The 22,003-nt window shown below is 53.3% G+C and carries 16 protein-coding genes; 10 read left to right on the top strand and 6 right to left on the bottom strand.

What is annotated here, in order from left to right; all coding sequences use genetic code 11:
- Positions 1-117 precede the first annotated feature (117 nt).
- A complete protein-coding gene (locus tag ABD851_RS05150; protein WP_344976484.1) occupies positions 118-990 on the top strand; it encodes an AraC family transcriptional regulator in 873 nt (290 codons plus the stop codon).
- Positions 991-1,004: 14 nt separating this feature from the next.
- Here ABD851_RS05150 and ABD851_RS05145 read toward each other — a convergent pair whose 3' ends face one another.
- Positions 1,005-1,334 carry a DMT family protein gene (locus ABD851_RS05145; RefSeq protein WP_344976481.1) on the bottom strand — a complete coding sequence of 110 codons (330 nt, stop codon included), beginning with the start codon at positions 1,332-1,334 and terminating at the stop codon, positions 1,005-1,007.
- Between the two features lie 151 nt (positions 1,335-1,485).
- On the opposite strand from ABD851_RS05145, the gene ABD851_RS05140 reads away from it, so the two are divergent.
- The 9 genes from ABD851_RS05140 to ABD851_RS05100 all read left to right on the top strand — a co-directional run bounded on the left by ABD851_RS05140 (position 1,486) and on the right by ABD851_RS05100 (position 17,288).
- Positions 1,486-2,502, top strand: coding sequence for a zinc-binding alcohol dehydrogenase family protein (locus ABD851_RS05140; protein ID WP_344976477.1), 1,017 nt, complete (start codon positions 1,486-1,488; stop codon positions 2,500-2,502).
- A gap of 58 nt (positions 2,503-2,560) precedes the next feature.
- Positions 2,561-4,117, top strand: coding sequence for an alpha-L-fucosidase (locus tag ABD851_RS05135; protein ID WP_344976474.1), 1,557 nt, complete (start codon positions 2,561-2,563; stop codon positions 4,115-4,117).
- 519 nt (positions 4,118-4,636) lie between these two features.
- Positions 4,637-7,726 carry a SusC/RagA family TonB-linked outer membrane protein gene (locus ABD851_RS05130; protein ID WP_344976471.1) on the top strand — a complete coding sequence of 1,030 codons (3,090 nt, stop codon included), beginning with the start codon at positions 4,637-4,639 and terminating at the stop codon, positions 7,724-7,726.
- Positions 7,727-7,780: 54 nt separating this feature from the next.
- A complete protein-coding gene (locus tag ABD851_RS05125; protein ID WP_344976468.1) occupies positions 7,781-9,670 on the top strand; it encodes a RagB/SusD family nutrient uptake outer membrane protein in 1,890 nt (629 codons plus the stop codon).
- Positions 9,671-9,755: 85 nt separating this feature from the next.
- Entirely contained in the window at positions 9,756-10,937 is a 1,182-nt protein-coding gene (locus ABD851_RS05120; RefSeq protein WP_344976465.1) for a Gfo/Idh/MocA family protein, read from the top strand.
- Positions 10,938-10,945: 8 nt separating this feature from the next.
- Positions 10,946-13,039: a DUF2961 domain-containing protein gene (locus ABD851_RS05115; RefSeq protein ID WP_344976462.1), complete on the top strand. Its 2,094-nt coding sequence runs from the start codon at positions 10,946-10,948 to the stop codon at positions 13,037-13,039.
- Between the two features lie 171 nt (positions 13,040-13,210).
- A complete protein-coding gene (locus ABD851_RS05110) occupies positions 13,211-15,217 on the top strand; it encodes a discoidin domain-containing protein (RefSeq protein ID WP_344976459.1) in 2,007 nt (668 codons plus the stop codon).
- A 276-nt stretch (positions 15,218-15,493) separates the two neighbouring features.
- Positions 15,494-16,342: a 3-keto-disaccharide hydrolase gene (locus tag ABD851_RS05105; RefSeq protein WP_344976455.1), complete on the top strand. Its 849-nt coding sequence runs from the start codon at positions 15,494-15,496 to the stop codon at positions 16,340-16,342.
- 7 nt (positions 16,343-16,349) lie between these two features.
- Complete coding sequence (locus ABD851_RS05100; protein ID WP_344976452.1) at positions 16,350-17,288, top strand: sugar phosphate isomerase/epimerase family protein; 939 nt, start codon at positions 16,350-16,352, stop codon at positions 17,286-17,288.
- A gap of 36 nt (positions 17,289-17,324) precedes the next feature.
- Here the strand turns inward: ABD851_RS05100 and ABD851_RS05095 are convergent, their stop codons facing one another.
- The 5 genes from ABD851_RS05095 to ABD851_RS05075 form a co-directional block, all read right to left on the bottom strand.
- Positions 17,325-19,004: a GMC oxidoreductase gene (locus ABD851_RS05095; RefSeq protein ID WP_344976449.1), complete on the bottom strand. Its 1,680-nt coding sequence runs from the start codon at positions 19,002-19,004 to the stop codon at positions 17,325-17,327.
- Positions 19,005-19,042: 38 nt separating this feature from the next.
- A complete protein-coding gene (locus ABD851_RS05090; protein ID WP_344976446.1) occupies positions 19,043-19,756 on the bottom strand; it encodes a 3-keto-disaccharide hydrolase in 714 nt (237 codons plus the stop codon).
- Between the two features lie 166 nt (positions 19,757-19,922).
- Complete coding sequence (locus tag ABD851_RS05085) at positions 19,923-20,891, bottom strand: YeiH family protein (protein ID WP_344976443.1); 969 nt, start codon at positions 20,889-20,891, stop codon at positions 19,923-19,925.
- Positions 20,892-21,113: 222 nt separating this feature from the next.
- A complete protein-coding gene (locus ABD851_RS05080) occupies positions 21,114-21,638 on the bottom strand; it encodes an NADPH-dependent FMN reductase (protein WP_344976440.1) in 525 nt (174 codons plus the stop codon).
- Between the two features lie 47 nt (positions 21,639-21,685).
- Positions 21,686-22,003: hypothetical protein (locus ABD851_RS05075; RefSeq protein WP_344976433.1), on the bottom strand; the 318-nt coding region annotated here is incomplete at its 5' end.

The raw sequence follows: 22,003 nt of genomic DNA, 5'->3' as shown, positions 1-22,003 counted from the left end.
CTTTTCCAATTATTATACGATCTTATCATAATAATTTAACAGACCGGGAAATTTGAAAAGCGGATTTTTACGCTTATTTTAGCAGGTATGGAATAACTCGTGCCTCATTTCATTGCCATGAAACCGCATTTCCATAAGGTTCCGGCCCAGATACAGGCTTCTTTCAGCATACGGCACGATATTGTGCCCAATTTCGGGCGGATATGGCACTATCACCCCGAGCTTGAGCTGCACTATACCATCAAGGGCGAAGGCGTTCGCTTCATCGGGGATAAGATCAGCAACTTTTCCGCCGGAGAGATCATCCTGCTGGGAGAAAACCTGCCCCATACCTGGCATTGTAAGGAAGAATATTTCCAGGAAGGTTCCAGCCGCGACGTAGAAGCGGTAGTGCTGCATTTTCTGCCCAACTGTATGGGGGACGATTTCCTGCAGCTGCCCGAGGCGCACCTGCTGCCACGGCTGTACGAAAAAGCGAAAAAGGGTATGCTGATCCTCAATGAGACACGGGAACGGCTGTCCCAGCTGTTGTTGCTGGCCACAAAGGCGGAAAACCTGGACCGTATCGTCGCCCTCATCTCTATTCTGAAAATATTATCGGAGACCAGGGATTACCAGACCGTATCTCCTGCCTATACGTTTTATCCTTCCGGGGAGCAGGAAACGGAACGGCTGAACGCGGTTTACAACTACACCCTCTCCCATTACAACAAGGTAATCACCCTGGATGAGATCGCGGCCATCAGCAACCTGACGGTTACTTCCTTTTGCCGGTATTTCAAGCTGATGACCCGGAAAACCTATTACGATTTCCTGACGGAGATCCGGATCAACCATGCCTGCCGTTTTTTAATAGAAGACAAACACTCTATTGCCCAGATATCCGACCGCTGCGGTTTTTATAACATCCCCAACTTTTACCGGCAGTTCAAAAAAGTAACGGGCGTAACGCCGATGACCTACAAACGCAACTATCTGCAGGCGGAATAAATATCAGTTTGAATTCAATTCCGGAACATAAAATACACGGCGGCCAGCACACAACCGAACGAGGCCAGGTAATTCCATTTCAGGGGCTCTTTCAGGTAAAAGACGGCAAACAGGCAGAATACCGTCAGCGTGATCACTTCCTGGATCATCTTCAGCTGGTATCCGTTGAATCCCTCCACAAACCCGATCCGGTTCGCCGGCACCTGGAAACAATACTCAAAAAAAGCAATTCCCCAGCTCACCAGCACGACCTTCCACAGCGGAATGTTCGCAAATTTCAGATGCCCGTACCAGGCGATGGTCATAAAAATATTGGAGCAGAACAATAACAGAACGGTGCGCATATACCCATAGATTAATACCCGTAAAGCTAATATTAAAAGCAATGTTACGCACCTTGCCCTAAAGGACTTCCGGAGAAGACAAAGCAGGGCTGTGCCGCCGGGCTACTGAAATTAATGTATTTTTATCCGTACTTAAGCAATCGATAAACGGATGAAAGTACTCCTCTGTAAAAGGCCCGGTGAGTTTGTCTATGAACAACGGGCAGACCCCATCCTACAAAAAGACCATGCCCTTATAAAAATTGCCAGGATCGGCATCTGCGGAACCGACCTGCATGCCTTTCAGGGCAACCAGCCTTATTTCGAATATCCGAGGGTGCTGGGTCACGAGCTCTCGGGAACCCTCGTGGCCTGTGACAACGCCCCCGGCTTTGAAGCAGGGGAAACGGTGACCTTTATCCCTTATTTCAATTGCGGCACCTGCATCGCCTGCCGCTCCGGCAAGCCCAACTGCTGCACTGCCATACGGGTCTGCGGGGTGCATATCGACGGGGGTATGGCCGAATACCTGTCCGTACCCTCATCTGCGCTGGTGCACGGCGCCGGCATGAGCCCCGAAGAGCTGGCGCTGGTGGAGCCCCAGGCCATCGGCGCACATGCCATACGGAGAGCCGCCGTACGGGAGGGTGAGTTTGTGCTGGTCGTCGGGGCCGGACCGATCGGTCTCGGCGCTATGGCGTTTGCGGGTATCGCCGGGGCAACGGTCATCGCCCTGGACACAAACAGCTTCCGCCTCTCGCTCTGCCGGGGAAAGCTTGATATTCCGCATGTGATCGATGCCCGCTCACCCGACATAACGGAGCAACTCCGGCGGATCACCGGAGGAGACATGCCGGCCGTGGTGATCGATGCCACCGGCAACCTGTCTGCTATCCATACGGCCTTCCGGTACATGGCGCACGGGGGAAGGTATATTTTACTGGGTCTGCAAAAGGGGGATATCTGCTTCAGCCATCCCGAATTCCACAAACGCGAAGGCACGCTTATGAGCAGCCGGAACGCCACGCGTGAGGATTTCGAACAGGTCATCCTCGCCATGAAGCAGGGACGGGTCCGTCCGCTCAGCTATGTCACCGACCGGGTGAAATTCAACCGGGTGAAGGATGAATTTCCCCGCTGGCTGGACCCCGGGCAGCAGACGGTGAAGGCCCTCGTGGAGATGGACTGAATCCATACGATCCGCCGGAACAATACTTCAAACTTCAACCATCCGAAATCTACGCAGCATGACACACAACAGACGACATTTTTTTAAAACAGGCGCCCTCACCGCCCTGGGCATGGCCATGGGCCGTATGGCCGGGGGAAGCATTCCATCCTTTACATCGGCGCCTGCCCTTCTTCCCGATCCCGGCGCAGGACCGTTTCTGCCCACGGTGGAATCCCTGTCCGGGTACCGCTATCCCGATTGGTTCCGGGATGCCAAGTTCGGTATCTGGTCGCATTGGGGTCCCCAGGCCGTTCCCCGCCACGGAGACTGGTATGCCCGGAGAATGTATATCGAAGGCGACGATGATTATAAACACCACCTCGAGCATTACGGTCATCCTTCCAAGTTTGGCTATAAGGACATTATCCCGCTTTGGAAAGCGCAACGGTGGGAACCGGATCAGCTGATGGCGCTGTATAAAAAGGCCGGGGCAAAATACTTTGTAAGCATGGGCAGCCATCACGACAATTTCTTTCTCTGGAACTCCAGGCTCCACAAGTGGAATGCCGTGAATTACGGACCGCGCCGCGACGTCGTCGGCACCTGGCAGAAAGCGGCCCGTAAAGCAGGGCTGCGTTTCGGCGTATCCGAACACCTGGGCGCCAGCTTCACCTGGTTCCAGACCAGTCACGGGGCGGACAAGCAGGGGCCGATGAAGGGTATATCTTACGACGGCGCCAACCCGGTGTATCAGGATCTTTATCACGGGAAAGCCGCTGCGGACGATCATGACTGGCTGAGCAAAAATGCGGAATGGCAACGCGAATGGCTGTTCTGCATCATGGAGCTTATCGACAATTATCATCCTGATCTGCTCTATTCGGACAGTGGGTTTCCTTTTGGAGAATATGGCCGGAATATGCTGGCGCATTTTTATAACGGGGATCTCTCAAAAAACAATGGCACCCTCGACGCCGTGTATACCTGCAAACAATCCTCGGACGGCTATTGGGTGGAAGACCTGGAACGCGGCGTAAAGGACGGCATCAATCCTTCCCCCTGGCAGACGGATACCTCTATCGGGGACTGGTATTACCGTACCGGACAGCCTTACAAAACGGCGACGGACATCATCCGGATGCTGGTAGATATTGTCAGCAAGAACGGCAACCTGCTGATCAACGTGGTCCAGACCCCTGAGGGCGACCTCGAGCCGGATGTGCTCCGGATCGTGGACGATATCGGCAAATGGATCGCCATAAACGGGGAAGGCATCTATGGCTCGCGGCCCTGGAAGATATATGGCGAGCAGCCGGACAGCGCTCCTGCCATAAAGAGCGGAAACTTTAACGAGAACAAGGTCAGGTATGATGCCCGGGATATCCGCTTTACCACAAAAGGAGATACACGCTACGCATTTTGTCTCGGGGCACCGGAAACGGATATACGCATTGCTGCTATGGGCAGCAGCCGGAACTCAGCCGGAAAAGCCATCGATTCGGTCGCCCTCCTTGGCGGAGCGGAAAAAACACACTGGCGGCAGCGGCACGATGCGCTGGTGATCGCCCGGCCGTCCAAAATGCCGGTAGCGCAGGTACCGGTAACCGGATTTCGGATCACTTTTAAAAAATAACCGAAAAATATTTGGACAGAAAAAAAATGATCTTACTTTTGTCTACAAATTTAGTAGACTATTAAAGATCATGATGTCCTTATATCCTGAAATGAGTTTTGGCGTACTGCAACATCTTTCCGTCTCCCATCCGGAGAAACGATGTTGTCTTGCTCTGGAATAACCCTCAAAAGACAATCATCACATTTTAATTTTAGCTGCTGTAAACAGGAATAATTATCCCGGTAATCCGATAGGGTAAACTGCAAAAAACGCACAGAACGCAGCAGGCTTCGGAAAAGTATGGCCGGATAAATCCTCTTCCGGCAATAAAACGCCCTCTCCGATTGAATTCTTAATGGACCATAAGAATTACTTATTGGTGTTTTAAATTAAATTACGATTAAATTTAGCAAAGCAATTCACTATTTTAGCCCCCCTATTTATTCCGGTTTAAAATTGATATCATGTACTGATAAAGATTGATATTTTTTATTGCTAAAACAACGCTAACCATTTAACGTCTAATCATCCATTCTCATGAACGCAGCACTACGAAAGACAAGCGCTCTGCTGGCAATTCTCATTTTCTTTGTTACGATGCAATCACAGGCGCAGCAGCAACAGGTAAGCGGCCGGGTAACAGATGAGACCGGCGCTGCCGTGCAGGGCGCCACCGTTTCCGTCCGGGGAACCGCCATCGGGGCCGCAACAGGGGCCGACGGCAGATATTCCCTGTCGGTTCCGGATACCGCCACGCTCACCTTTTCCTTTACCGGATACCAAACCCAGCAGATACCCGTAAATGGGAAAAAGACCATCAATATCACGCTCGTTGCCGATCTGAATTCGCTGAATGAAGTGGTGGTGGTCGGCTATGGCGCCCAGAAGCGGGCGGATGTGGTCGGTTCGGTGACTTCGGTGTCGGGTGATAAGATCGCCAATATCCCCGTGCCCAATGTCTCCAATGCCATCTCGGGTCGCCTTCCCGGCGCCACAGTAATGCAGGGCAATGGGGAGCCCGGGCAGAACGGGGCGAAGATCATGGTACGGGGACGCACCACGCTGGGAAAAGGCGAGATTACCGACCCGCTGGTAGTGATCGACGGCATTCCCGGACGCGCGCTGAACGAGATCGATCCCTCAGATATTGAAAGCATCTCCCTGCTGAAGGATGCGTCCGCCGCCATCTACGGAGCCCAGGCCGCCAACGGCGTTATCCTGGTGACCACCAAAAGGGGAACAACCGGCAAGCCCCGGCTCAACTACTCGTTCTACCAGGGATTCATGACGCCCACCCGGCTGCCGAAAGCGCTCAGCGCCGGCGATTATGCCACCATGTTGAGCGAATACCAGGATTATGAGGGCCGGCCCCGTACTTTCTCGGATGAGGACATCGCGTTGTTCTACAACGGGAAGGATCCCTGGGAGCATCCCAATACGAACTGGGTGGACGAGCTGGTGTCCAAATGGACCACCACCAGCCGGCACGATATCACCCTGGATGGCGGGACCGGGAAGATGAACTATTATCTCTCTGTAGGATACCGCAACGAGGAAGCGATCTACAAACAGCAGTCTACCAACTACCACCAATATAATCTGAGAGGAAAACTGGACATCCCCATCACCGACTGGCTAAAGGCTTCGGCCGACTATGCCGGTTTTATCATTGACAAATATTATCCTACCAAAAGCGCGGCCGAGATCTATGGCCAGTCCATGCGTCTGCTCCCCACCCAATGGGCGTTCTGGCCCAGCGGGGAACCCGGCCCCGACCTCGAATACGGGGATAACCCGGTGGTGACCTCTACGCTGCAGGGTGGATATAACGATAACAAAAGCTATAAGAACGAGCTCACCCTGAAGTTGTCGATCACCCCGCCCATGATAAAGGGACTGACCATTGACGGCTATTACAGCATGGATATCTATAACCGTTACCAGAAGATCTTCCGCAAACCCTGGACCCTCTATTTCCCGAACTGGGATGAGGCCGTCCGGAACGACGAAGGCTATATTACTTCCATGGAGCTGAGTCCGGCCAAGCGCGGATATACCGAACCCGAGCTCCAGGAAAACTATGAGCGTATTCTCCGCCGGCTGGGGAACATCAACTTTACCTATTCCCGGAAATTCGGGGATCATTCGCTTTCCCTGTTTGGCGCCTATGAGCAGATGCGGGAAGACACCAACAACATCGGCGCATTCAGAAAACATTATATCTCGGATATTATACAAACCATTAATGCGGGATCGCTTACTGACCGGCAAAACTCGGGAACCACCATGTTGTATGCCCGGGAATCCTGGATCGGCCGCCTCAATTACAACTACAAGGACAAGTACCTGGCCGAAGTGCTCTTCCGCATGGACGGCTCGCTGAAATTCCCGCCGGACAGCCGCTGGGGCGCTTTTCCCGCCGTATTGCTGGGTTGGAGGGCCTCCGAAGAAAGGTTCTGGAAAGACAATATCCGCTTTATCAATTACTTCAAGCTGAGGGCCTCCTACGGGAAGATGGGGATGGACCCGGGCGACCCCTTTCAGTATATGAATAAATATGTGCTCAATACCGGGTTAGCCCTGGGGGACGATAAAGCGATCGAAACAACCGTCTTCCAGCAAGGTGTGGCCAACCCCAACATTACCTGGGAAAAGCAGACCACCTATAACGTAGGGTTTGATTCAAAATTCCTCGAGGATAAATTCTATCTGAACGCGGATTTCTTTTACAACGAACGTTCTGATATCCTGGCTCCAAGGAGCGCCTCCGTACCAGCCTATACGGGTCTTGCCCTCCCGGACGAGAACATTGCCAAGGTGGACAACCGGGGCTTCGAGCTGGAAGCCGGTTACCAGCAGCAGGTGAGCAAGGACTTCAATTTCAGTGTGGGGGGTAATATGAGCTACAGCCATAACCGGGTCATCTTTACCGACGAACCGAAGCGGTCGGTCCCCTGGCAACAGCGGACCGGCCATCCTTATGGCGCTACCCTGCTTTACCGCGCCATTGGCGTCTTTGCCGACGACGCAGCCGTGGAAAACTATCCGCACTGGACGGGGGCCGGACCCGGCGATATCATCTTCGAAGACGTGAACAAGGATGGCAAGATCACCAGCGACGACCGGATCCTGCTGGACAGAACCGATGCGCCGGAATTATTCTATGGGATCACCCTGGATGCCCAGTATAAGAACTGGACCTTCTCCCTGCTGGTCCAGGGCCAGGGCTCCTATTACCGGTATAACTATGCCGACCAGCGCCGCGGTGAGGCCGGGAACTATTTCCAGTGGAACTTCGACAACCGCTGGACCCCCGAGAATACCCATACCGATATCCCGAGGGCCTACAACCGGGTAGATCAGTACTGGGGTTTTCAGGTGAACGACAACACCTACTGGTATGCGAATATGGCCTATTGCCGGCTGAAGAACGCCATGCTGAGCTATACGCTTCCCAATAATCTCCTGCACGGTATCGGCGTATCCAGGGCCAATATATACGTGGCGGCAAGTAACCTGCTCATGCTCTACTCAGCCCAGAAGAATTTCGATCCCGAAATAAGCAGCCCGATCGCTTATCCGACCGTAAAAACCTTTGCCATCGGTGCTCAGGTGACTTTTCAATAATCCATAAAGAAACCTGACAGGTTAATCTGAGCAATCAAAATAAATTACCGACAAATGAAAAAAACAATATGTTATATAGTCACAGCCGTCGTAGGGATAATAGCGTTCTCGTCCTGCAAAAAAGTGCTTGACCAGAAGGCGGTGGACTCTTTTAACGAAGAAACCGTATTCCAGGATATCAACGTCACAAAGGCTTATCTCGGCAATTGTTATGCTAATATGGACGGCTCGGTGCTGATAAGCCCCACTAACCCGGCCCTGAGCCTGAACAAGGACCTGCTTTCCACGGCTACCGATGAGATGCTGAACATGCAGCGCCCCAACATCGTCGGCAACATAAAAGGCACCCTTTCGCCGGATAACCTCGGCGCCTTTGGCCAAAACTGGTTTCAGTTTATCAGATGGGACTCCCTATATGGCAATATCCAAAATGTAAATACTTTGCTGGCCAATATCGACAAGGTACCCGCCCCCCTTCCCGAAGACATAGTCCTGCGCGACCGGATGAAGGCCGAGGCTTATTTCATACGGGCCTACGACTATACTTACCTGATGCGGGTCTATGGGGGACTTATCCTGATCGACAAACCCTTCAACCTCGGCGATGATTTCCTGTCGGTAAAACGTTCCGGCGTGGACGAAACGCTGGCCTTCATCCTGAAGGATATCGACAGCGCCATGGCCGGGCTGCCGATGAAACAGGATATCGAGCAGGGCCGCGCTACCCTCGGGGCCGCCGCAGCCCTGAAATCCAAGCTGCTCAGCTTTTGTGCCGGCAAGCTGATGAACGGCGGCTACGAGCCTTCCAATCCTCTGGTATCCTTCCAGAAAGGTTCCCGCGAGGAGCGGCTGAAAGCAGCCAAACAGATCGCTAAAGAGATCATGGAAGGAAAATACGGTCACTATGCCCTCACGGGCTCCACCGACGACCCGCCGGCCAATATGACCGACGAGGACGTAACCGCTTATGCAGATAACTTTTACGGCATCTTTATGCAAAAAGGCGCCTGGAACGACGAGGTAATGTTCGGCATACAGCTCAAGAATGCCGAAGGCAACCAGAAGGATATGAACCTGAGCTGGGCGCCCAACGGGTGGCATAACTTCGGCCAGAACGAACCAACGGAACAGCTTGTTCGCCTTTTCGAAATGAAAGACGGCACGCCCTTCGTATGGGACAAAAACAATCCCGGCAATGATACCTTACGCGACTTTACGGCTGCCCAGCTGGCGGCAGACCCGGAACGAAATCCCTATGTCGGCCGGGAACCCCGCTTTTACGCCTCCATACTGTACGACGGAGCCAAATGGCAACAGCGGCCGAACGACCTGGCTGCCCAGGATCCGGATAACGCCGTGCAGACCGGCTACTACATCGATGCCAACGGTAAGCAACGGGCGGGATTGGATACCCGGCAGACGGCCACCGAAAGCTGGAACGGGACCAAAACGGGGTATTATGTAAAAAAATATGTAGACAAGGACCTCGACGGACAGTACTATAAAAATGACAATGCCTGGATCGAGTTCCGCTATGCGGAGGTGGTCATGGATTATGCCGAGGCCTGCATCGAGCTGGGCGAGGTGTCGGAAGGGGTAAAGGCCCTGAACATGATCCGTAACCGCGCCGGATTGCCGGACCGGGTGACTGCCGATCAGGCCCAGGCCCGGGAATGGTACCGGAAGGAGCGTCAGCTCGAATTCTTTGGCGAGGGCGACCGCTTTTATATGATGCGCAAATGGATGATCGCGCCGGATGCGATTTCCAACCTGTATCCGATGCTGATCTATCATTATGCCGACGGACGTACTAAATGGCAATACAGCGTCTCCTCCACCTCCATAGTAGACAAAAGGGAGTGGAAGGACAACGCCTACTGGCTGCCGATTGCGCGGGATGAGATCAACAAGGCCCCGCAGATAGACCAGAACCCCAATTACTGAATATAGCAAACCGCTTTAGCAGACCGGTTGTGCTGGCGGTATGACCGGCTGCTTATTTATGATCCCTAACTCAGAAAACCATCCTATGAGCAACAAAAAGCATTTTTCCCGGCGCAACTTTATCGGACATAGTCTGATCGGCATGGCCGGCACCGCAGTATTATCCGGCAATCCATTGGCGGCTTTCGCCGGGTCAACGGCCCCTGGTAAAAAATACAAGCTCGGGGTCGTGGGTTGCGGCAACCGCAGCAAGGCCATCATCGGCGCCCTGAACCAGGTACCGGATATCGAGATCGCCGCACTCTGCGATATCGTCCAGCACAAGATGCCCCAGCGGGCGGAGCTGATCAAAAAAGGACCGAAGCCGCGGTTTTACGAGCACCTGGACGATATGTTAAAGCAGGATGACCTGGAAGCGATCGCCGTGATCACCCCGCCTTACCTGCATAAGGAGCATACCATCGCCGCGCTGGAAGCGGGCAAGCATGTGTTCTGCGAAAAGCCCATGGCGTTGACCGTAGCCGATTGTAACGAGATGGTCCGCGCCGTGGAACGCACGAAGAAGCAGCTCCAGATCGGCACCCAGCGCCGCCATTCCCCCGATTACAAGGTGCTGGTGGACGCCATCCGGAACCAGCCCGTGGGCAAGATCCTGTATTCCGACCTGAATGATTACCGGGGCGACTGGCGGGTACCTGCCCCCGATGAATATCCCCCCGGCGTGCAGTATTGGAGGCTCAACCAAAAGCAAAGCGGCGGCGTGATCTACGAAATGGGCGCCCATATCATCGACGTCAACAACTGGATCTTCGACAGCGAGCCCGTATCGGTTTCCAGCATCCAGGGCGTAAACGACCTCGCCCTCCGCAAACGTGATTCGGCAGACCACGGCGGTGTAGTGGTACGGTATGCCAACGGCGCCGTGATGAACTATGGCGGCGTGGTATACAGCTACGGCCCCGCATCCCCTGACACCTTTTTCTGCGTAAACGGCACCCTCCAGTTCGGGGGAGGCCAGCTTTCCATCCACTATGGCTTTCCGCCGGGCGTTCCCGGGCACCACGGAGCGCCTCCCAAACCGGAAATACGCCCCCTCCCCAGAGGCGGCGGCGTGGTCGAAGAAATGGCGTACTTTGCCGAAGTGGTGGCCGGAAAGAAAAAGGCTTATCCCGACGGACCGATAGGACGCCAGACCGTACAGATATGCGAAGGCGCTTTCCGCTCCTCGCAGGAAAGAAAAGAAATCGATATCAGCGAACTCGGATGAAGTAAATTATGAAACAGCTGTTCTTTCTCCTGCTGCTCGCATGCGCCGGAACCCTTTTCTGTATTTCATGCAGGGAAAAAGAAGATAACAGCGCGAATGTGGTCACCGGATTGGAAGCCATGGCCAAAGTGGAACGCCTGCCCTTTCTCTTTCCGCCGGGAACAAAGAAGAACCGGTTTATTTCCTACGATGCCTCCGGAGGAAACGGCTTCGGGCTCCTTCAAAGCACGTTCAAAAAATATATCGACAGCAGCGGGGAGCTGGTCATCTTTGACGCCTATGGCCCCGGCTGTCTGTACCGGCAGCAGATGAATATCTGGAAAGGGATCGGGCAAATGAGCCCGACCCTCCGGATCAGATACTATTTTGACGATGAAGCGACCCCTAAGGTCGACCTGCCGGTAAAGGAATTTTTCAGCGGACAACATGCTCCGATCACCGCCCCCTTCACCCTGCTGGACAAGCACGATAACTTCGGCATCTGTTATTACCCTTTTCCCTTCAGCAAACGCCTGAAGGTCACCCTCTCGGATACCCTGATCACCAGGCTGCTGAAAGAGAATAACGACGACGGGCGCAATTGGTATCAGTATGATTACCTGACCTATCCGCAGGGTACCATGGTCAATTCCTGGACGTCGGAAAGCGACGAATATGAAAAAACCGTAAAAGAACAGTGGACCCATCTGGGCAGCGATCCGAAAGATACCGCCGGTAACCGGTATACGGAAAAACATGTTTCCCTTCAGCCTAATGAAAAAGCCGTTGTCTTTGCCTCCCCAAAAGAGGGCTCCGTCACCGGCATACAGTTAAAGATCAGCCCTTATAGCGCTGAAACATTTTACAACACGTATATCCGTATTTACTGGGATGATCTGAAGCCACCGGCCGTGGACATGCCGGTAAGCTACTTCTTCGGCGGGGGCGGATGGAAAGACAACAAATGGGAAGCTTCCCTGAGCAACCTTCTTTTCGGCTTTGATGCCGGGCAACACTCCATGTACTGCTACTGGCCCATGCCGTTCTGGAAAAAAGCAAGGATCGAGATCGTCAACAAAAGCAAAACGCCGATCAGCGCCCTGACTTCCAGGATCGCCTACAAGCCGGCTTCCGTTTACCGGTACCCCCAGCACAAAGCAGCCTATTTTATGGCCAAGCTGACCAAGGATTCGGCAGACGGAGCCTGGACCCGGAAGTTTGAAAGGCCTTATGTCAACGCTTTCAAAGAAGAAGGACATGGACAGGTGGTATCGGTAAATATGTGGTCGGGCAACTTCCTCGAAGACGGGGACGAGTTTACCTATATAGACGATCAGCACATGCCCCGGATACACGGCGACGGTACCGAGGACGATTTCAACCAGGGCTGGGCGGGCTTCACCTATGCCAAACCGCTCTGGGGAGCGCTGATATCCGGCGTAAAAGGATCTTACCGGATACACATGAACGAGCCTTATATCTTTTACAATTCCATCGACATGCGTTTCGAACAGACGGGTGGAAGATACGGCTACCCGGCTATGCTGGCCAGGAGGCGGACCGGCACCGATACCTCGACCTGTGAGACCGAATTCGTGGTCTGCTATTATAAAGCCGCCGGGGGTAGAACCCTGCTGCTGAGCGACAGCCTCGACGTAGGCGATGCGGTAAGCGAACAATCGCATGCCTATAAGATAACGGGACAGCAATGGAGCGGCACGCTGACCCAAAGCTATGACAGCTATGCCACTGCGGACGATTACAACGAAACCACGGATAACGGCAGGTCCTTTAACGGCTACAGCGAGTTCAGCGTGCATCTCAATCCCCAAAATGAAGGCGTAAGGCTGACCGCCAGGATAAACCGCTCGGGAAACGGCATACAGACCGGGAATGTTTACGTGGACGGGAAAAAGCTGCCCCTCCCCTGGCATATCGTGACCTATTCCGACATGCCCCAAAAAGGAGAACGGTCGTTCGACGGATGGTTCGACAGCGAATACGAGATACCCAAAGCATATACACAGGGGAAAAAGCAGGTAACCGTTAAGATCGAGTATGTTCAATCGGTGAAGCGCGAGCTGAACAGCTTCCGTTACTGGGTTTACTGCTACAGGCAGTAACCGACACCTCCAACCCCGGCTCCATGTTTATTTTTAACAAATACCGGCGGCTACCCAAAGACAGGATCAACAAAAAGCATGAAAAAACTATTCAACGGGATCCGGTTTATCGCGAAGGGAATACCTGCTCTGGCATTGGCGGCAATCTGTTTGCCGGTTTTCGGCCAAAACATGAACAAACCTCTCCGACGGGAACCCCATAAGCTGTTGGAAAAAGGAATATCCTGGCCCCGGGGCCAGGCGTTCTCCCGGCTGTCAATCCCGGCCGACACGCTTGACGGGATCGATGTCGCTAACGGAAATCTTTCTTCCTCCGAAAAAACGATGTTTGCCGCCCTGCAGGGCCTGGTCAACAAAACACAGCCGCGTATCTTCCTGTATGAGGTGGCGCCGGAAGGCAAAAACAAGTGGCCCGGCCATCTTCATCTTAATATCCGGGAATATCCCTCTACCCGGAAATGGCAGCTGCTGGAAAAGTACAGGAAAGAAATAGCAGGCGTCGTGCTGTACACTACGGAAAAAAATGCAGCATACCGCAATCTCGCCAGCACGGTCAGCGGCATCAGGAATGCACTGCCCGTTACACCCGCGGACTATGCAGCATTGACCCGCTACGGCATCCGGCTTCCGGTGCTGGAAGACCTGACCAAGCTGCCGTACACCACCGCTGCAGAGATATACCGTTATCTCTATGATCATTACTGGAAAGCGTGTACCCAGCAATTACTGGTGAGCTTAAGTCCTGGCGTGGAAACCCGCATACGGGATATCGGGATTGCTTCCGGGGCAGCATTCGTCTGGCTGGATCCCCGGAAAGAAGAAGAGAAGCAGGTACTGAATACGTTCCTGGCCGATATGAAAGCCGGAGAAAGTATCATCCTGGGGTGGTGGCCCGAAGAGCGCTCCGGTGTCGGGCTGGGCACATCCCGCGGCATTTCCACTGTCGCCGCCGATTTCTATGAAAATGCAAGCGTCTATGCCGGGATGTCCCATATCATATCTCTACCGGAAGTTCCGAAAATGCCGAAGCTGGAAAACAAGATCTATATCGCCGTTTTCCTAAGCGACGGCGACAATGTACAATACTGCCAGCACGCCATGTCAAAGCTGTGGGACGACAAAAGCCGCGGGATCATCCCGATCAACTGGACCGTTAGTCCTGCCCTGGCGGATCTGGGACCGGGCCTGCTGAATTACTATTATGCGACGGCTACTCCGAATGATTTTTTTGCCTCCGGCCCTTCGGGGCTCGGCTATGCGCTGATCTACGACGCGCTCAACAAAAAATGGAACCTGAGCGGGGAACAGCGGTATATCGACGCGTACACAAAGTTCACCCAACCCTATATCGAAAAAGCCGGTCTCCGTGTGATCACCATCTGGGACGAGCTCAACGGAGCCCAGATGGAAGCCTATACGAATAACTGTCGCTATCTGTACGGTGCAACCCTCGAGGACTGGGGACGAGGGGCTCCGCTAAAAACAGTAACCAAAGGGGGCCGGCTGGCCTTTATACCCAATAGGCCGGGCTATGCGGGCAATGTCGATGACATCTACAAAAAATGGCAACAGCAGATCAAGACCTTTGATGGCTCAAAGCCCCTCTTCTTAGCTGCCCAGGGTATCTCCTGGAAAATGGGACCGAAGGATATCGTCAGGCTGAAAGAAAAGCTGGAAGCATTGTCCCCCGGCAATATCGTCATCTGCCGGGGAGACCATTTCTTTTCCCTCTTCAACAAAGCGCATCAGCTTGACTTTAACCTCACCCTTTCCCCTGAAATGGAAATCTCCTCCAGCCCTGCGGCAACAGATGCGGCTTATGCTGCCGACGGCACCCCGTCGGGGAAATACAAGTGGGTCTCTTCGGGGAACGGTGCCAAATGGATCCGGTTCGACTTTAAGCAGCCCTACCGTATTGACCGTTACGTCATCCGTCATGCCGGGGCAGACGGGATGGACCCGGCATTCAATACAAGATCATTCAAGATAGAGGTCAGTACAGACGGGACAAGCTGGAAAACCGTAGACCGCCGAAGCCATAATACGGATAACGTTACCGATAGGGACATCACACCGGTAACGGCAAGGTATATACGTCTGTCCGTTTTAGATACCGGAAAGGACAAAACGGCGAGGATCGGGGACATAGAGATCTATGGCAGCCGGACGATGGATTAAAAACCAGACCCGTGCCGGAACATTAAGTTTGCATGCAAATATGAATACAATAGGCGACGGGTGTTAAACGTTCCTATAATCACGTTTTAAAGAAAAAGTAATGGCAAATAACAAAATAAAATGGCGGCAGCGGCATACGGACATTTTATAAATTGATTATTTTTAATGCTTATGACCGGCATCGGTTGACATAAAAAACAGGGCCTTCCGGTTTCAGGCTCCGGCCCCCCCCTGTAAGCAAAGAAGATCTGCCTTAATCATTCAAATCAGCAAATCATGATAAAACACAACTATACCCGAAGGGCCTTCCTGACCCGCCTGGCGCCGGCGCTTGCGCTGGTTCCCGGAACGGGGCTGGCCAAAAGCCTCTTCTCCGAAACGGGAAGTGACGGCTTTACCGATCTGTTCGACGGCAAGACCCTCACGGGATGGCATACCAACCGGCAGAAGATCGGCCACGGCACCGGCGGACACTGGCAGGTGGAGAACGGTGCGCTGACCGGCGAGCAGGATCCGCCCGGTTCGGGGAACGGAGGCGTGCTGATGACCGACAAGAAGTACGGCGACTTTGAGCTGCTCATCGACCTGGCGCCCGACTGGGGCGTGGACAGCGGTGTGTTCCTCCGGACCAACAGCAGCGGGGAATGTTTTCAGGTGTATGTGGACTATCATGAAAAAGGGGATGTAGGATTTATTTCTACGGAAAGAGCGCACGGCAAACACCGGATGTATATCCGGCCCTTCTATATCAACAGCATCCGCGACAATGACGGTAACCTGAAGGGCTTTGAAACCCACCCGGATGATCGCAAGGAGGCCTGGGGACCGGATTTTTTGACTTATCATTGTACTCCGGAGCAGTGGAAGAAGACCTGGAAGATCGGCGGATGGAATACCCTGCGCATCCGGTGTGTGGGAAAATATCCGAAGATCAGCACCTGGATCAACGGTACGCGGATCGCCGAGTTCAACGGAAATACCTCCCGGAGTCCGCTGTACAACAAGGAAGAGCTGTTCCAGGCGTTGGGGCGGGAAGGGTCCATCGCCCTGCAGGTGCATGGCGGAAAAGGATGGCCTTCCGGCGCCAAATGCCGCTGGAAGAACATACGGGTAAAGTCATTATAAAAAGCATATGAGCAAACAGCAAAATCATACACGACGCAATTTCATCAAAATGGGTCTGCTGGGCACGGCAGGACTCGGACTCAACAGGGTCACGCTGGGAAGCCCCTCCTTCGCCGGGGCAGAAAATAGCGCAAAACGGCTGCCCTATAAGATCGGAATGCGCCAGGCCAGCATCCCCGATCCGGCGCGGCCGGGGAAAAACATGGTCGCCAATTTTGACACGTTCAGGGTAGCCCGCGATCTGAAAGATATCTGCGGCGTAGAGCTGCAGGTGGCCAGCGGTAAGCCCAACATGCGGGACATGGACGTAGTCAGAAGATACAAAGCCGAATCGAATAAGTGGGGGCTGCCGGTGCCCAGCACGGCCGGCGTATGGACCGGAGCGCCCTGGGGACCTGATGCCGCAGCACAACTGACGTCATCGATACAGGCTACCGAGCTGTTGGGCGCTACGAACATGCTGGTGGCCTTCTTTGGCAAAAGCGCACCGGATATGTCGGATGAAAACGCTTATGGTCCCGTTGTTGAAATACTGCAAAAAGCCGCTCCCCGCGCTGCAGACGCCGGAATCATCCTTGGACTTGAAAATTCCCTGAGTCCTGCCGACAACAAAAAGCTGGTAGACCTGGTGGGTAGTCCCAATGTCCAGGTTTATTACGATCTCGAAAATATGTACGACTTCGGACATGGAGCGGAAGCTGTACCGGGCATCAAATTGCTGGGTAAGGAGCGGCTTGCCGCCATTCACGTCAAAAACAAAGGGAAGCTGATCTCGCACAATTGGCGGATCGACTGGGCGAAGGCCTTTGAAGCGCTGACCGAAATACAGTACGAAGGATGGCTGACCTTTGAAACGGCGCAGGACAGCTTCGCACAGTGCGTAACCGAGACGGCAGAGAACATCCGCTTTCTGAAAAAACATTTCCAGCCCCCCGCAGTGTCCTGAGGCTGCGGCCCGAAGGCCGCAGCGCTTACTTACAAGCTACAGGTTCTGTTTCTTCAGTTCATTCACGGCAAAGTCGGCTGCACGGGCGGTTAATGCCATATAGGTCAGCGAGGGATTCTGGCAGGCCGAGGAAGCCATGCAGGCGCCGTCGGTGACGAAGACATTGGGGGCATCCCAGACCTGGTTGTGCTCATTGAGCACCGACGTCTTGGGATCTCTCCCCATCCTGGCCGTCCCCATCTCATGTATGGAACCTCCGATGAAGTAATTGCCGTCAAAGGTCCTTACATTTTTCACACCGGCGATCTCGAGCATTTCAGCTGCATCATTCTTCATATCCTCCCGCATCTTCTTCTCGTTTTCCTTGAGAGAGGCATCCATGGCCAGCACCGGCAGGCCCCACTTGTCTTTCTTCTCCTTGTCGAGATAGATCCTGTTCTCATGGTAGGGCAATATCTCTCCCCAGGAGCTGATGCCCATCGTCCATCCACCGGGTTCCGCCAGGGCCTCCTTAAGCGGAGCGCCTACGGTCAGCTCCGCGATATCACGTCCCCATCCCTTGCGGCCGGCTCCACCCTGGTAACCGAATCCGCGGATATAATCCCGCTTTTCTTTCGGATCGACATTCCGGAAACGGGGCACGTACACCCCATTGGGCCGGCGCCCGAAAAAGTATTTGTCCTCATAGCCTTCCACCTCACCGCTGGCGCCGCAACGAAAATGATGGTCCATTACGTTATGCCCCAGCTCCCCGCTACTGCTGCCCAGACCGTCCGGCCAGACATCCGTTGCAGAGTTCATCAATATCCACGCGCTGTTGAGCGTGGAAGCATTCAGAAAAATAATCTTTGCCTTGTACACATAGGTCTGGTTGCTTTGCGCATCCAGCACTTCTACGCCTGTTGCCCTTTTTGTATCCTTGTCGTACAATATCTTTGTCACGATCGCCCAGGGGCGCAGCGTCAGGTTTCCCGTTTTCATGGCAGCCGGAAGCGTGGAGGACTGCGTGCTGAAATAAGCGCCGAAATTACAGCCCCATCCGCAGCGGCTCTGGTACTGGCAGTTCGTCCTGCCCTGCAGAGGTATCGTGGTATTGGCCGTGCGGCCGATGATCATATGCCGCTTTCCGCCGTAATGCGCGTTGATCTTTGCAGCAACATCCTTCTCTACACAATTCATCTCCATGGGCGGCGTAAAGTGACCGTCGGGCAGATGCGGAATACCGTCCCGGTTACCGCTTATGCCGGCAAAACGTTCCACATAATCATACCAGGGGGCGATATCCTTATAACGAATGGGCCAGTCGACGCCGATGCCGTCGCGGGCATTGGCGCCAAAGTCGAGGTCGCTCCACCGGTAGCTCTGCCGGCCCCACATGAGCGAACGTCCTCCCACATGATACCCTCTCATCCAGTCAAAAGGCTTTACCTCGATATAAGGGCTTTCCTTCTCATTCACCCACCATTCCAGATTCGTTATATTACCGTAGTGCCTGCTCAGCACAGGATAATCCTTTTTGGTCTGCATGGAGGTCCGGCCCCGGTGCCTGAATTCCCATGGGGGCTGGGCGGTGTGTTTGTAATCCTTTATATGCTCAATATTCTGGCCGCGTTCCAGCATAATGGTCTTTAAACCTTTTTCGGTCAGCTCCTTGGCTGCCCATCCGCCGGAAATACCCGATCCGATTACAATTGCATCATAAACGTTTTCTGCCATAGCCTGAGGTATGTATAAAGTATAAAATCAATTTTCAATTACAGCTCCCGCAGCCAGATATTCCGGAAACTCACCGCATCGCCGTGATCCTGCAATCCCAACGGCTGCTTCAGCGGATGCGGTATATACTTGGGCTCTCCGATAAAAACGGTACCTCCCTTTATCTCCGTATGATTCTGTACCAGCACGCCGTTATGCATTACCGTGACATAGGCCGGTGACTCCAGCGCGCCGTCCGCTTTAAATCTGGGCGCTTTGAAGACGATATCATAAGTCTGCCATTCTCCGGGACGCCGGCAGGCATTCACCAGCGGAATAGCCTGCTTATAGATACTACCGGCCTGGCCATTCACATAAGTCGGGTTATCATAGTTATCCAGCACCTGGATCTCATAACGTCCCGGTAGAAATATTCCGCTGTTGCCCCGACGCTGGCCCTCTCCTTCTACCTTTTCCGGCGCGCGCCATTCCGCATGCAGCTGAATATCCCCAAACTGCTTTTTGGAAAAAATCCAGACCGGCGTCTTTTGCCGTTCCCTGGAAGGCATTACCGTAACGATGCCGTCCTCCACGACCCATTCCGTATTTTCCGGCAGCACCCACTCCGACATATCTTTGCCGTCAAAAAGTACAATAGCGTCAGAAGGCGGCTGGGTACCTGCTCCGGGTGTTACCACCCCGGGCACCGGCTCCCATACTTCCGTATCTTCAGGCCTCAGCATTTCTGTTCCCTCAGTATTGATTGTAGACATGTCCCGATGATTCATAGCGTCCTGCAGCGCGTATGCGGCGATATTTGTATACCTGTCAGTGCAGTTCTGCCAAAGTTAATATTTTAATGCAAAAGTTAATAGCCGTTCATAAATTTCTTACGCCAGAATACCTTGTTTTTTCAGGCTTACAGCCATCCGGAAGAATTTAACCGAGACCCTTGCCCAGCACCATTACCGCATACAATGCGATTACGGAAATCACCATCCACAGCAACACGCCCTGCAACAGCGGTTTTACACCCACCGACCGGATGGTTTTCATAGAAAGACCGGAGCCGATCAGAAAAAGCGTTAAGGTAAGCCCCGCCTTGGCAGCGTTGACGATATAAGGCGCCATAGACCTGGCAAAGGGTATATAGGTATTGGCTACCATAGCCAGGACAAATAAACCGATAAAATAAGGAATGTTCATCTTGGCATTTTTGTTCTTGAACACAAGACCTGCGCCGAACGCAACGGGAATGATCCATAAAGCCCTGGCCAGTTTTACGGTCGTAGCCACCTGAAGGGCCAACGGTCCGTATTGGCTCGCCGCCCCCACGACGGAGCTCGTATCGTGAATGGCGATAGCGCACCATAAGCCAAACTGCGTCTGTGAAAGCTGAAAGGCATGGCCGATGGAGGGGAAAGCAAAAAGTGCTATGGAATTCAGAATAAACACAGTCGCCAGCGCCACTGAAATTTCTTTTTCTCCCGCCCGCATCACCCGGGACAGCGCAGCAATAGCGCTTCCTCCGCAGATGGCAGTTCCGGCAGAGATCAAAAAGGAAACCTTTCTTTCCACCTTCATTAACCGGCCGGCCAAAGCGCCCAGCGCAAGCACCGCGGTAATCGATACAAGCGTTAGCAAAATTCCTTCCCGGCCCGCCTGCATCGCACTGAAGATATTCATACCAAAGCCTAATCCAACAACAGACATCTTGAGCAAAATATCGGTAGCTTTCTGGTTCAGCTGAGGAAACGGATGTTCGAATATCTGGGCGACAACAAATCCGAGCACCAATGCCAGCGGCGGGGACATAAAAGGCATCAGACAAAGGATGGCAAGAAGGATAAAAATGACCTTCCGGCTGGCCGCGCTGAATCTGAAGGCGCTGAGGATATCTCTTTTCATGTCGGCCGTTCTTGCTTTTATAACTGCAAAATTAACCGGCATGCACAGCGGTATCAAATTCCAAATTTTAATCTCACATTACTTTATGTTATAGGGCTAACGGTACCGCATGTTTTAAAATACCATGCTATCGCCTTTACGAAAACCTCATGATCCGTAACCGGCTCCTGTCGGGCTTTCGTTACTTTGTAGCTCATCTTTTCCTGTGAATATCCTGCCGGATCAAAACGCAATCAGCTGCTGCGCCTGATCATGGATGAGCTTCCGTATAAAATCATCGGTGATCTCCCCCTCAACAAAGTTCTTTTTCATGAAAGGGATACGCACCTTCAGGGCAAGCACATGCATGCCCAGGTAGTTAAAGACATCTGTAATATGGCTTAGTCCGAGGGCATTCCCCGAAGTCCCGTCGGAGATACCTACCAGCGCGCATTTTTTATACACAAAGGTGTTGGGATAGCTCATGCCGTCAATAAACGCCTTAAATACGCCCGGCACCGAATTATTGTATTCGGGCAAAACAAAAATGTATTTATCGGCAACCTCTATTTCCTTCCTGATCTCGTTGAACTTCTCGTTTTTCCCGCAATTGTGATACAGGGCCGAAACGATGAAATCTTCCGGCAGACCGGACAGATCAAGTATCTGGCTTTCTGCTGAAAAGCCTTTTAGGAGATGCTGATAGAATTCGGCTACTTTTCTGGATTTTGAACCGGGGCGGTTTGTCCCCACAACAATGCAAATCATGCTCGATACATTTATCATGAAACCGGGACAGGCCCCGGACAATACTGTTATGCAAAATAATACATGATCCAGGTCATGGCAGCGGTGAGCAGGGCGGCATAGAAGATATCCGATCGGTAGAACGGTATCTTTTCATCGGCCCTTTTCAGGTACCACAGCCCCACACCGAAGGTCAGCAGCGCAGCCGGGTAAGCCGCCTGCTGCGCCGTGATCACACCGGTCACCGCCAGCACGATCAGCGGCGTGTGGATGATCAAACCCTTCACCAGCGCATCCCGCATTCCCCGGAACGACACCGACAGCCCGTGCTCCGGCTGCACGCCCTTTTTGCGGTTCAGGTAACCGCTCAGCACCACCAGCAGCAC

Source organism: Compostibacter hankyongensis, from assembly GCF_039541075.1.
Lineage (GTDB): Bacteria > Bacteroidota > Bacteroidia > Chitinophagales > Chitinophagaceae > Compostibacter > Compostibacter hankyongensis.
This window is presented reverse-complemented; position numbering and strand designations above follow the sequence as displayed.